Raw genomic sequence first — 12733 nt, forward strand, 5'->3', positions numbered from 1 at the left:
CGGACTCACACCGGCTCCACAGGCTTCGCCGGTGCGCTACCCGACTACCGCTCGACCAGCGGCCAGGATGTTCTTGGCCGCGTCGGTCTCCCGGTACGAGGTGGCCCGGCCCTCGGTGTGCCGGCGGCGGTGCCGCGCATCGAGGGTCCTGTTCCGCACCAGGCGCACGCAGCCGAACGCACGGACCAACAGGGGCGCCTGCTCGGCATCCGGGCAGGCCCGGCACTTGTACGCTGTCCGCACACCGATCATTTTCCACGACTGTCGAGCACGAGTAACTCCGGGCGTGTGATCGCGCCGCACAACACTCGAGACCGATTTCCTCCCCGAACCGAAGCCCGGGGCTTCCATCGATAGGAGACAGGTGAAGACGTGCGGATCCTTGTGGTGGAGGACGAACAACCGCTCGCCGATGCCATAGCGCGTGGGCTGCGGCGTGAAGGCCTGGCCGTCGACATCGCCTACGACGGGCCCGACGGCCAGGAGAAGGCGATGGTCACCAGATACGACGTGATCGTGCTGGACCGGGATCTGCCCCAGCTGTCCGGGGACGAGCTCTGCGGGGAGATCGTCGCTTCCGAAGCGCTCACCAGGGTGCTGATGCTCACGGCCAGCGGCAGCGTCGAGGACCGGGTGGAGGGGCTCTCACTGGGAGCCGACGACTACCTCGCCAAACCGTTCGCCTTCAACGAGCTCGTCGCCCGGGTGCGCGCGTTGGGCAGACGTTCCACTCCGGCGAGTCCTCCGACGCTGACGGCGACCGAGCTCGTGCTCGACTCCGCCCGAAGAAGGGTTCGCCGTCCCGGGGGGGAGATAGAGCTGACCCGCAAGGAGTTCGGGGTCCTCGAGGTGCTGCTCTCCGCGAACGGGGAGGTGGTCAGCTCCGAGGAACTGCTGGAGCGGGTGTGGGACGAGCACGCGGACCCCTTCACCACGACCGTTCGGGTGACCGTGATGACCCTGCGCAAAAAACTCGGTGAGCCGGGTGTGATCGACACTGTGGTCGGATCCGGTTACCGGATTCCCTCGGCGGGGGCTGAGACGACGCTCGACACCTCCGACGCGGGGCGGAGTTGATGTCCCTTCCGGAGGATTCGCCGGAGCTGTTCTCCTCGGCGAGCAGGACCAGACGTGGTCCCGGCCTGCGGCTTCGGTTGACGATGCTGGCCACCGTGCTCGTGGCGGGGGGCAGCGCGTTGTTGCTGTGGCTCGGCTGGTTGCTGGTGGGGGACGTGGTCGCGGCCGTGCCGCGTGTGCCCGAGGGCACGACCGTGCGGCTGGACGGGGCCGTGGTCTCCGCGGAGGACGTGGGGGCGGCACTGCGGAACCACGCCAGGAGCCAGGTCCTGTCGGTGGGGGCAGTGGCCTTCGTGAGCGTCGTGCTCGCCGCGGCGGTGCTGTCCTGGTCGGTCTGCGGGAGAGTGCTGCGCCCCCTCAACGAGGTGACCGGTACGGCGCGGCGGCTGACCGCCCGCTCGCTGGGCAGCCGGATCGAGCTGGACGGTCCGCGGGACGAGGTGGCCGAACTCGCCGACACCTTCGACGGAATGCTGGACAGGTTGCAGACGGCGTTCGAGTCACAGCACCGGTTCGTGGCGAACGCGAGTCACGAGCTGCGCACGCCGTTGTCGGTCATCCGCACCGAGCTGGACGTCACGCTGTCCGATCCGCGGGCGGACGCGGAGGAACTGCGCAGGATGGCCGAGGTGGTCCGCGAGGCCACGGCCAAGTCGGAGCGGCTGGTCGAGTCGTTGCTGCTGTTGGCCCGCACCGAGGGCTCCGAGCTCCCGGAGCGGGAGCGGGTCGATCTCACCGAGATCGCCGGGAACGCGTTGAAGAGCATCGACGCCGAGATCACCGCCGCGGAGCTGCGTGTCGGGGTCGGCCACGCTCCCGCGGTCGCGATGGGCGATTCCGCGCTGCTCGAACGGGTGGCGGGCAACCTGCTGGAGAACTCCGTGCGGCACAACGTCCGCGGCGGATGGATCGAGGTGGACACCGGAGTTTCCGGGAGGTGGGCCTTCCTGACGGTTTCCTCCTCCGGAAGCCACGTGGACGCGGAACGCGTGGAGAACCTGTTCGAGCCCTTCCGCAGGGCGGGAGCCGAGCGAACGAGCCGTGCGGGGGCGGGACTGGGGCTTTCCGTCGTGCGTGCCGCCGCGGCGGCGCACGGTGGACAGGTGCGGGCTGAGCCGGTCGTCGGTGGCGGGTTGAGCGTGACCGCGTGGGTGCCTGCGGCAGGGGACGTGGCCGGTGCGCTCTAGAGGCGCAGCGCGGCGATGTCCACTACGGCGGGTTCGGGGGCCTCGGCGGCGCGCACCGCCCCGTCGCCGGCGCGGACCGAAGTGGCCGGCACGTAGTGCCCCCCGGTCCAGCCGGTAGGTGACGAGCTCGGTCGGCCCCCGGTTGTCCTGGGCCACGCTCCAGAAGGAGGGCACTCCCGCGCGGGCGTAGGCGTCCAGCTTGTCCCGCTGCTCCCGCGGGCTGTTGCCCGGGGACCAGATCTCACCCGCGAGCAGGACGTGCTCGGGAGCGAACGAGGTCCCGACGGGCGCGGTGTCCAGCACGACGAAGTCCGGGATCAGCGCGGTCCGCTGCTCGGAGCCGATCTCCACCCCGATGCCGCCCACCGCGTACAGCTCGGAACGGTTCGCCTCACGCAACGCGTTCTTGAACAGCAGGATGATTTCGTTCTCGGCCCACTGGTGCGGGCCGCTCGGCGGTGGCGTCACCAGCCAGTACCCCTCGAGCAGTTCCAGGCGCGACCCGTCGGCGCGGGCGGGCAGCGCGTGCCAGTCCTCGATCGTGAACGGGCCGATCTCGTGCTGTACAAGCGCGGTCACCGAGCATCACCTCACCTCGTTCGCGATTCATCATGCCACAACGTGGGACCGCGGGAGCACCGGCACAGTGAGCACGGGAAGGGGCCGGGGCGGCCGCGCAACCGCCCCGGCCCGATCGTCTAGCCGAGCGGAGAACTCCGGTCAGGAGTTCGGCACGCTCGCGACTCCCGGCTCGAGGAACCGCTCGCCGTTGACCGACTCGGAGTAGCCCGCGCGGTCCAGGTAGGGGGTGATCCCGCCCAACCAGAAGGGCCAGCCCGCTCCGAGGAGCATGCACAGGTCGAGGTCGGGGGCCTCGACCACCACGTCCTCGTCCAGCATGATCCGAGCTTCCTCGGCCAGCGCACGCAGCGCCCTGTCGCGGACCTGCTCCTCGGACAGCGGTGCGTCGCCCTGCTTCCAGAGCTCGGCGACCTCGGGGTCGACGATTTGGTTCCCCGCCTCGGCGGTGGTCCACACGGACGTCTTGCCCGCCTCGACGAACCGCTGAAGGTTGTCGCTGAGCCCGAAGCGATCCGGGTAGGCGGCGTGCATGGTCTCGTTGACGTGCTGGGCGATGGCGGGACCGACCAGTTGCAACAACACCATCGGGCTCATCGGCAGGCCGAGCGGCTCCAGTGCCCGGTCGGCGACCTCGAACGGAGTGCCCTCGTCGACCGAGGCGATGACCTCGCCGAGGAAACGGGTCAGCAGCCGGTTGACCACGAAAGCGGGCGCGTCCGCGACCAGCACGCAGGACTTCTTGAGCTTCTTGCCGACCGCGAAGGCGGTGGCCAGCGTCGCGTCGTCCGTCCGCTCACCACGCACGATCTCCAGCAGCGGCAGCACCGCCACGGGGTTGAAGAAGTGGAACCCGACGACACGCTCCGGGTGGTCCAGCTCCGCGCCCATCTCGCTGATCGACAGCGAGGAGGTGTTGGTGGCCAGCACGGCCTCGGAGGAGATGTGCTGCTCGAGCTCGCCGAAGACCTGCCGCTTGACCGACATCTCCTCGAACACGGCCTCGATGATGAAGTCGGCGTCGGCGAAGGCCCGCTTGTCGAGCGAACCGGTGACCAGGTCCTTGATCCGGTTCACTCCGTCGGCCGAGAGGCGGCCCTTCTCCGCGAGCTTGTCGATCTCGCCGTGCACGTAGGCGACGCCCTTGTCGATGCGCTCCTGGTCGACATCGGTCAGCACGACCGGCACTTCCAGGCGCCGCGCGAACAGCAGGGCGAGCTGGCCCGCCATGAGGCCCGCGCCGACCACACCGACCTTGTTGACGTCCCTGGCCAGGGACTTGTCCGGAGCACCAGCCGGTTTCTTCGCCCTTTTCTGGGTCAGGTCGAAGGCGTACAGCCCGGCACGCAGCTCGTCGGACATCAGGGCGTCGGCCAGCGCCTCGGTCTCGGCGGCGTAGCCCTCGTCCAGGTCACCGTTCCTGGCGAGGTCGATCAGCTCGACCGCCTTGTCCACGGCGGGGGAGGCGCCGTGCGTCTTGGAGGCGACGAGCTCCCTCGCGCGGTTGATCGCCTCGTCCCAGGCCTGCCCCCTGTCGATCTCGGGGCGCCGCACGGTCTGCTCCCCGTTGACCACGCGGGCGGCCCAGCGCGCCGATTCCTCGAGGAAGTCCGGGGACTCCAGCTCGACGTCGAAGATGCCCATGCCGGTGGCCTTGCCGGGCTTGAGCATCTTGTTCTGGTTGAGCGAGTTCTCGAGGATGACGCTCACGGCCTGGTCCGCGCCGATCAGGTTCGGCAGCAGTTGCGTGCCGCCCCAACCGGGGAACAACCCGAGGAAGCACTCCGGGAACGCGATGGCGCTCACGTTGTCGGCCACCGTGCGGTAGTGGCAGGAGAGGGCGAGTTCCAGCCCACCACCCAACGCGGCACCGTTGACGAAGGCGAAGGTGGGGATCCGCGATTCCGTGAGCCTGCGGAACACGTCGTGGCCGGTCTTGGCGATCCGGTGCGCGTGCGCGCGCTCCGTGAGCTGGCCGATCCCGCTCAGGTCGGCCCCGACGGCGAACACGAAGGGCTTGCCGGTGACCGCGATCGCGGCGGGCTCCGCGGCGAAGGCCTCGTCCAGCGCCTTGTCCAGCGCGGAAAGCCCGGCGGGACCGAACGTGGAGGGTTTGGTGTGATCGTGGCCGTTGTCGATGGTGACCAGCGCGAGTTTGCCGCTCAGCCCGGGGACGTCGACCAGCCGGGTGCGGGCCTCGGTGACGACTTCGTCGGGGAACAGCGCTGCGAAATCGGTTTCGGTGCTCACTTGGCGCCCCCAGCGGTCTCGTCGTGGTGCGGGTTTTCCCAGATGACGGTGCCGCCCATGCCGAAGCCGACGCACATCGTCGTGATGCCGTAGCGGACCTCGGGATGTTCGGCGAAGTGCCTGGAGAGCTGGGTCATCAGGCGGACTCCGGAGGAGGCCAGCGGGTGCCCGCAGGCGATGGCGCCACCCCACGGGTTGACCCGTTCGTCGTCCTCGGCGATGCCGAAGTGGTCCAGGAAGGCGAGAACCTGCACGGCGAACGCCTCGTTGATCTCGAACAGGCCGATGTCGTCGATGGTGAGACCGGCGCGTTTGAGGGCCTTCTCGGTGGCCGGCACCGGGCCCACGCCCATGACCTCCGGCTCCACGCCCGCGAAGGAGTAGCCGACCATGCGCATGCCGACCGGGAGCCCGAGCTCGCGCGCGGTGTGCTCGTCGGCGACCACACAACCGGTGGCGCCGTCGTTGAGCCCGGCCGAGTTACCCGGGGTCACCCTGCCGTGGGGGCGGAACGGAGTCTTCAGACCTTCCAGGGACTCCGCGGTGGTCCCGGGGCGCGGCGGTTCGTCGGCCGTGGCCAGTCCCCAGCCGTGCTCGCCGGAGCGGGTGGCGACCGGGGCCAGGTCCGCGGCGATCTTTCCGGCCTCGGCCGCCGCCTCGTAACGCTGTTGGCTGAGGGCGGCGTAGGCGTCGGTGCGCTGCTTGGTCAGCTTCGGGAACCTGTCGTGCAGGTTCTCCGCTGTGGACCCCATCACCAGTGCGGAGGAGTCGACCAGGTTGTCGGAGACGAACCGGGGGTTCGGGTCGACGCCCTCGCCCATCGGGTGATTGCCCATGTGCTCGACACCGCCCGCGAAGGCGATGTCGTACCCGCCGATCCCGATGCCGCCCGCCGTGGTGGTCACGGCTGTCATGGCTCCGGCGCACATCCGGTCGATGGCGAAGCCGGGGACGGACTTGGGCAGGCCTGCGAGCAGCGCCGCGTTCCTGCCGATCGTCAGTCCCTGGTCACCGATCTGCGTGGTGGCCGCGACCGCGACTTCGTCGATCCGTTCGGGGGGAAGTTCGGGGTGCCTGCGCAACAGTTCGCGGATGACCTTGACGATCATGTCGTCCGCGCGGGTCTCGGCGTACATGCCCTTCGGACCGGCCTTGCCGAACGGCGTGCGGACGCCGTCGACGAAGACCACGTTCCTGGGGGCACGCGGTGCTCCCGCTGATGCGGGGCCGCTGCTCGTGTCGGCTGATGCCGACGCAGGTGCTGCCACGGCGTGCTCCTTCTCGATATGGGTACGCGCCAGGCCGGGCGGAGAGGGCAGCCCGACGGAGGGCTACGCCGCTACCGGCCGGTAACGTGCACTCTAGCGCTCATTACCGATCGGTAACCAGCGGGATCGTTGTCTGCTGAACCACACCACGAATTCAACGGTCACACGCGTCCGGTCCCTCGGCGGACGAACACGGGCCCGGTGCGGCTTTTCCGGGGTCACTCGCCGCTCGCGCGCAACGCGGCCGCGATCTCCGCGGCGGTCAGCTCGATCTGCCACTGTCGCGCGCCGCGCTCGCGCAGCACCTCGGCCACCTGCTCCGGTCCCCTCTCGTCGGGAGGCTGCCAGCACAACCTGCGCACGATGTCGGGAAGCAACAGGTTCTCCACCGGCAGCGTGTTCGCTTCGGCGATCCCGCTCAGCACGTTGCGGACGGCGTTCAGCCGGGCTGCCGCCGTCGGGTCCCGGTCGTGCCACCGGCTGGTCGGGGGCGGGCCCTCGTTGGCCGGACTGGTTTCGGGAAGTTGGTCCTCGGGCAGCTCCCGTGCTGTCTTCAGCGCGTCGAACCACTGCGGCGCGCGCCTGCGCTGCTGTTTTCCGCTGAAGATCGGCAGCGCGACCAGCTCCTCGCGAGTGCTCGGGTTCTGTTGAGCCGCTCGCACGATCGCGCTGTCCGGAAGCACGCGTCCGGGCGCGATGTCCTTGCGCCGGGCGAGCTCGTCACGGGTTCGCCACAGCGCCCGCACGATCGCCAGCTGTCTGGGGCCGCGGAGGCGGTGTATCCCGGAGGTGCGTCGCCACGGTTCCGCGCGGGGCCCCGGTGGGGGAGCCGTGCGCACGGCCTCGAACTCCTGGAACGCCCAGTCGAGCTTGCCCTGCCGCTCCAGGTCCTCGTACAGGGCGGCGCGAAGTTCGACGAGCAGTTCCACGTCGAGCGCGGCGTAGACCAGCCACTCGCGGGGCAGCGGTCTGCGGGACCAGTCCGCCGCGCCGTGGCCCTTCTCCAGCCGGTAGGAGAGCAGCTTCTCGGCCAGCGCCCCGAGGGAGACGCGCTCGTAACCGGCCAGGCGTCCCGCCAGTTCCGTGTCGAAGAGCAGCTTCGGCCGCATCCCGAGCTCGGAAAGGCACGGAAGGTCCTGCGAAGCGGCGTGCAGTATCCATTCGACGTCGCTCAGCGCAGTGATGAGCGGTCCCAGCTCTCCCGCCAGCGCGATCGGGTCGATCAACACCGTTCCGGTGCCCTCGCGGCGTAACTGCAGCAGGTACGCCCGCTGCGAGTACCGGTAGCCCGAGGCGCGTTCGGTGTCGATCGCGACCGGCCCGCTGCCCGCGGCCAGTGCCGCGGCGGCGAGACGAAGGGACCGGGTCTGCTCGACCACCGGTGGAACACCACCGGAGGGACGTGTCAGCAGTACCGGTTCGGAACGGTCCGGGTCGACGAAATCGGAGTGAACAGTATCCACGGCTCCCAGACGATACGTCCTTCCTCCGACCGAGTGAGCCAAATGGTCCGATTTCGTCGACACCGGGCCGCCCAACAGCGTTTATCCGATCATCGAATCACCCCGGCACGCATCGCCAAAGCGACCATCTGCGCACGATCACCGGTGCCCAGCTTGCGCCCGATCCGCGACAGGTGACTCTTCACCGTGAGCGCGGACAAATTGAGCGTCTCGCCGATCTCTTTGTTCGATCGGCCATCGGCCACCAGCTGCAGCACTTCGATCTCGCGAGCGGACAGCTCACGCGGTGTGTTGTCGGTTCCCGGGACTCGGGTACCGGCAGCGAGCACCGGGGCCACGTTCGGGTCGGCTTACACCCCGCCGTCGAGTACGCGGCGCACCCCGTCCGTGACGACCGTGGGTGAGGCCGATTTCAGCAGGTAAGCCTGAGCTCCTGCCTGAAAAGCGGCACGCACCGCGTACGGGTCGTCGGAAGACGCGAGCACCACGATTCGCGGCCAGCCCTGGGTACGTAATTCGGTAACCAGGTCAACACCTGTCCCGTCCGGCAGTCCCAGATCGAGCACTGCTAGATCGCACGGACCGGTTGCCAAGGCACGCGCCTTGGCCTCGGCCATCGATGCGGCTTCGTGCACCGTGCCGGCGCCCATCTGCAGCAGCCGGGAGGATATGGCCTCCCGGAGCAGCGGATGATCGTCCACCACGAGCACCGTGAACAGCTCTTCCCGCGGATGCGGAACCATGTTCGCCGGCAGTGTGCCGGCTGGCGTGGTACGAGCGGCCTGACCTAAGCCGACGGCAGCCACGTCACTACCTCCCTGGAGTCGGTCGTGCCCCCCGACCGGCACCGGGACTCTCGGCCAATCAGCCGCGCCACTGATCGACCGAAAGTGGTGTCGTTCAAGTTGTAGCGTAACCGTCCGAGCGGATTATTGGGACGATCAAATGGGTATGTATCCCGATCGAGTTGTCCTCAAAGTGACTCTTCTTCCCTCTTTCGGGTGGTACTCGAAAACGGTGTTAACACCAGTGCGTGTTCATTCGATATAGGACTTTCCTGGTGGTGGAAGTTCGCGCTCAGTGGCGGGGTACGAGCAGCGCATCCCTCGAAGGCGCGCGAGGCGGTGCCGACGACGGGCGCCCGGATCGAGCGAGTGTTTCGACGATTGTTGCCGGTTTTCCCATTCACGGGAGTATCTCCCGGCATGCGGGAACCGGGAAGGAGGTGTGTCGCTCGTCTCGTCGAGGTTTTCGAAGCGCGCGAGACGGCTCGCCTGCGGGCGGCGCGCTCGGTGCGGGGCCGGAGACGGTTCCACGAGCGGATCCGACGGCCCGGAAACCGGCGCGGGGACTCCGGCGTCCCGGGAGCGGCCCGGTCGCTCCCGGGACGCTCCCGAGGACGAAGAGATGCTTCAGGAGTTCCTGCGTCGCTCAGCGGAACGGGTGCCCAGCACGCTCACCCCCACGGGGGGCAGGCCCGCGGCGGAGGAGAGCAGCTCGTGGAAAGCACGTCCGTGCGCGGACAGCTCCTCGTCCAACGGGGTCCAGGAGCCGCGCAGTTCCAGTTCGTGCTCCTGCTCGGGGAGGGCGAGCTCGCCGAATTTCGTCGAGGAGGAGACCGTGACCGTCCCGCCGAGCGCGGTGTGCGACGTGCGGCACGAACGCAGCGCTCCGGTCAGCCAGGACCAGCCGAGTTCGGTGATTCCCTGATCGTGGGCCAAATCCTGATTCACTTCGGCACGCAGGTAGACCACCATGCGCAGCACGCCCCCCCAGGAGGGGTGCCCGTCCGGATCGTGCAGCAACACCAACCGGGCGGTGACCTCGGTCCCGCTCGGGCCGCACGTCTCCGCGCCCAGCGCGTAGGTCCACGGAGCCAGGCGTTTCGGTGGGCGGATCTCGTCGAGTTCAATCTCCCTACGTGGTGCGAGGGACTTCAACGCGGCAACCGCGTCCCGAAAAACAAGGGGAATCGCCGACATCTCGGTCACGGCAGGTAACTGTAAGCCCGTTGCGTTCCCGAGTGGTGACGCCACGCCGTGGATCATCGACAACTTCCTCCGAAGGAAGTCGGATCCTTGGCTGTACCGGGGGAATCGCGGGGTCGCGCGGAACGGGAACCGGGCCTCGGGTGACGCGGGACCGGACGATGCCCGGCGCGCACGGCGTGCGAGCATGACCTCGGGTCCGTCGAGACGGACCCGATCACCCGCAGGGGCGTACAGTGGCTCGTTCCTGCCGTGCTCCCGCCTGCCTCGCGTGACGGGAAACGCGGTGCGCTGCCACGATGCTCCCCGGACTGCCCTGCGGCGCTTCGCCGTGACCGTTGCGGACCGTGGTAGCTCCACGGCCCTTCCGCCCTTACGACCAGCGGAGTTTTCATGAGCCTTCCCGCGAACGTGTCGAACCGTCGTCAGCTCGACGAGGCGCCGCTGCTCGTGGCCGCGCGTGGTGGCACTCCGGCACACACACCGGTGTGGTTCATGCGTCAGGCGGGGCGCTCGCTGCCGGAGTACCGCCGCACCCGCGAAGGGGTGCCGATGCTGCGGGCGTGCCTCACCCCGGATCTGGTCAGCGAGATAACGATGCAACCGGTGCGCAGGCACGGGGTGGACGCGGCGATCCTGTTCAGCGACATCGTGCTCCCGCTGTACGCCTCCGGGGTGGAGCTGGACATCGTCGCCGGGACCGGTCCCGTCGTCAACCGGCCGGTGCGCGGCGCGGCCGACGTCGCCGCCCTGCCCGCGCTGCGGGCCGAGCAGGTGGAAGGGGTGGCCGAGGCGGTCCGGACCCTGGTCGCGGAACTCGGTGCGACCCCGCTGATCGGATTCGCCGGGGCACCGTTCACCCTGGCCTCCTACCTCGTCGAGGGAGGGCCCAGCCGCAACCACGAGCGGACCAAGGCCCTGATGCACTCCGAGCCGGAGACGTGGCACGCCCTGCTCGGCAAGCTGGCCGAGACCACGCTCGAGTTCCTGCGCGTCCAGATCGACGCGGGAGTGGACGCCGTCCAGCTGTTCGACTCCTGGGCCGGGGCGCTCTCCCCGCACGACTACGCCGTTTACGTGCAGCCGCACACGAACAGGATCCTGCGCGGTGTCGCCGAGCACTCGGGGGAGGAGGTGCCGCGGATCCACTTCGGCGTGGGCACCGGTGAGCTGCTCACGGCGATGCGGGACTCGGGAGCCAGCGTGGTCGGGGTCGACTGGAGGGTTCCGCTGGACAGGGCGGTGAACAGGCTCGATCCTCAGCAGCACCGGCCGCCCGTGGTGCAGGGCAATCTCGACCCGGCCGTGCTGTTCGCGGGCTGGGACGCCGTGCGGAGCGAGACCGAGCGGGTGCTCGCGGAAGGGCGTTCCGCCGGTGGGCACATATTCAACCTCGGGCACGGCGTGCTGCCCGACACGGACCCCGACGTGCTCACGCGGATCGTGGAGCTCGTGCACTCGTCGAGCGCGGGGCGACGGTGAGGTGACCGATGAGCAGGGTGGCCGTCGTCGGGGGCGGGATCTCCGGGTTGACCGCCGCTTACCGGTTGCGTCGTCTGCTGGGGGAGACGGCCGAGATCGTCGTGCTCGACCAGGCGGAGCGGCTGGGGGGGAAGTTGCACACCCCCCGACTCGGGGGGCGCGGCTACGACCTCGGCGCCGAGGCGTTCCTCGCGCGTCGCCCCGAGGTCACCAGGCTGGCCGAGGAACTCGGTCTCGGTTCGGAGCTGGTGCATCCGAGCGGGGCCTCGGCGCGGATCCGGGCCGGAGGCGCGACCCTTCCGCTGCCGAGCGGAATGTTCATGGGGGTTCCCGCTTCGGCCGAGGCCGTGCGCAACGTGCTGTCCGACGGCGCGTGCCGCGCTGTCGGTGCGGAGAGCGAGCTGCCACCGCTCCGGATGGCGGGCGACGACGCCTCGGTCGGCGAACTGCTCCGCCGGCGGTTCGGTGCCGAGGTCGTGGAGCGTCTCGTGGAGCCGCTGCTCGGAGGGGTCTACGGAGGCTCGGCCGACGCTCTGGGACTGCGCGCGACCATGCCGGGGCTGGCGGCCGCGCTGGACGCGGGCGCCGAGTCACTGACCGAGGCGGTCAACGAGGCGATGCCCGCCCCGACGCCCCCCGGCAGTGCCGGACCTCCCGTGTTCGGGGCCTTCGAGGAAGGCTACGGAACCCTGGTCAACGCCCTGGAACGTCGTTCGGGAGCTCGGATCGAACGAGGGGTCACCGCACGACGGTTGTGGCGCGAGGGGAGCGGTTGGTCCCTCTCCACGGGGTCCGCTGCCCGGCCGGGAAGGCTCGACGTCGACGCCGTGGTGCTCGCGGTTCCCGCTCCCGCGGCCCGCGGGCTGCTGGCCGAGAGCGTTCCCGAGGCTTCCGCGGGCTTCGCGGGGATCTCGCTGGCGTCGATGGCCGTCGTCGGCCTGGCCCTCCCGGCCGAAGTCGAGCTGCCGCCGGCCTCGGGGGTGCTCATCGCGCGCGGGGAGCGGCACCGGGACGGAACGGCCTTCACCGCCAAGGCCGTCACCCTCTCCAGCCGCAAGTGGCCGCATCTGCGCGGGCGCGGCGGTGAGCCTCTCGTGCGGGCCTCGGTCGGCAGGGGCGATCCCGGCGAGCTCCGGGTCGACGACGCCGAGCTGCTGCGCCGGGTCCGTGCCGATCTGGCCGAGCTGACCGGTTCGACGGCCGAGCCCGTCGACACCGCCGTCGTCCGGTGGGGTGGTGGGCTGCCGCAGTACGGGGTCGGCCACGCGGAGACGGTGGCCGGGATCGAGGAGGCGGTCTCCCGCGCCCCCGGGCTCGAGGTCGCCGGTGCGTCGCTGCACGGGGTGGGCGTGCCCGCCTGCGTGGGCACGGGTGAGACGGCCGCGGCGGGGATCGGCGAGTTCCTGGGGGCCGGACAGCGGCACGCACGTGGTTGACCT

At 69.8% G+C, this 12733-nt stretch carries 8 protein-coding genes and 3 pseudogenes; 4 read left to right on the plus strand and 7 right to left on the minus strand.

Translation table 11 applies throughout. The annotated features are described in order from the left end of the window. Window positions 1–75: 75 nt before the first annotated feature. Window positions 76–243 (minus strand): annotated as a pseudogene (locus tag FHR84_RS00590) (helix-turn-helix domain-containing protein); the annotation flags it as partial. A gap of 129 nt (window positions 244–372) precedes the next feature. Between FHR84_RS00590 and FHR84_RS23060 the strand changes: the two are divergent. Beyond that, the gene (locus tag FHR84_RS23060) at window positions 373–1077 is read left to right on the plus strand and encodes a response regulator (RefSeq protein WP_179533453.1); all 705 of its coding nucleotides are present in this window, start codon (window positions 373–375) and stop codon (window positions 1075–1077) included. Then, window positions 1077–2264 carry a sensor histidine kinase gene (locus FHR84_RS00600; protein WP_179533454.1) on the plus strand — a complete coding sequence of 396 codons (1188 nt, stop codon included), beginning with the start codon at window positions 1077–1079 and terminating at the stop codon, window positions 2262–2264. Before FHR84_RS23060 ends, FHR84_RS00600 begins: the two co-directional genes overlap by 1 nt. A gap of 198 nt (window positions 2265–2462) precedes the next feature. On the opposite strand, the pseudogene FHR84_RS23065 reads toward FHR84_RS00600, so the two are convergent. The 6 genes and pseudogenes from FHR84_RS23065 to FHR84_RS00630 all read right to left on the minus strand — a co-directional run. Then, window positions 2463–2843, minus strand: a pseudogene (locus FHR84_RS23065) (Uma2 family endonuclease); the annotation flags it as partial. A 141-nt stretch (window positions 2844–2984) separates the two neighbouring features. After that, window positions 2985–5093, minus strand: a complete 2109-nt coding sequence (locus FHR84_RS00610) for a 3-hydroxyacyl-CoA dehydrogenase NAD-binding domain-containing protein (RefSeq protein WP_179533455.1) — start codon at window positions 5091–5093, stop codon at window positions 2985–2987. Next, complete coding sequence (locus tag FHR84_RS00615) at window positions 5090–6283, minus strand: acetyl-CoA C-acyltransferase (protein ID WP_179534349.1); 1194 nt, start codon at window positions 6281–6283, stop codon at window positions 5090–5092. Before FHR84_RS00615 ends, FHR84_RS00610 begins: the two co-directional genes overlap by 4 nt. A gap of 296 nt (window positions 6284–6579) precedes the next feature. Further along, window positions 6580–7824 carry an HRDC domain-containing protein gene (locus FHR84_RS00620; protein WP_179533456.1) on the minus strand — a complete coding sequence of 415 codons (1245 nt, stop codon included), beginning with the start codon at window positions 7822–7824 and terminating at the stop codon, window positions 6580–6582. A gap of 89 nt (window positions 7825–7913) precedes the next feature. Continuing rightward, window positions 7914–8567, minus strand: a pseudogene (locus FHR84_RS23070) (response regulator). A gap of 669 nt (window positions 8568–9236) precedes the next feature. Continuing rightward, window positions 9237–9815, minus strand: coding sequence for a DUF3000 family protein (locus FHR84_RS00630; RefSeq protein WP_179533457.1), 579 nt, complete (start codon window positions 9813–9815; stop codon window positions 9237–9239). 390 nt (window positions 9816–10205) lie between these two features. Between FHR84_RS00630 and hemE the strand changes: the two genes are divergently transcribed. Both hemE and hemG read left to right on the plus strand, forming a co-directional pair. Then, complete coding sequence (gene hemE, locus FHR84_RS00635; RefSeq protein WP_179533458.1) at window positions 10206–11294, plus strand: uroporphyrinogen decarboxylase; 1089 nt, start codon at window positions 10206–10208, stop codon at window positions 11292–11294. Window positions 11295–11302: 8 nt separating this feature from the next. Continuing rightward, window positions 11303–12730 carry a protoporphyrinogen oxidase gene (gene hemG, locus FHR84_RS00640; protein ID WP_179533459.1) on the plus strand — a complete coding sequence of 476 codons (1428 nt, stop codon included), beginning with the start codon at window positions 11303–11305 and terminating at the stop codon, window positions 12728–12730. Window positions 12731–12733: the final 3 nt, after the last annotated feature.

Origin of the sequence: Actinopolyspora biskrensis (genome assembly GCF_013408175.1) — a bacterium.
GTDB lineage: Bacteria > Actinomycetota > Actinomycetes > Mycobacteriales > Pseudonocardiaceae > Actinopolyspora > Actinopolyspora biskrensis.

What these genes read in the sequence shown, in the direction of transcription:
- hemG (WP_179533459.1), top strand. Translation starts at nt 11,303, where the DNA reads ATGAGCAGGGTGGCCGTCGTCGGGGGCGGGATCTCCGGGTTGACCGCC.
- FHR84_RS00600 (WP_179533454.1), top strand. Translation starts at nt 1,077, where the DNA reads ATGTCCCTTCCGGAGGATTCGCCGGAGCTGTTCTCCTCGGCGAGCAGG.
- hemE (WP_179533458.1), top strand. Translation starts at nt 10,206, where the DNA reads ATGAGCCTTCCCGCGAACGTGTCGAACCGTCGTCAGCTCGACGAGGCG.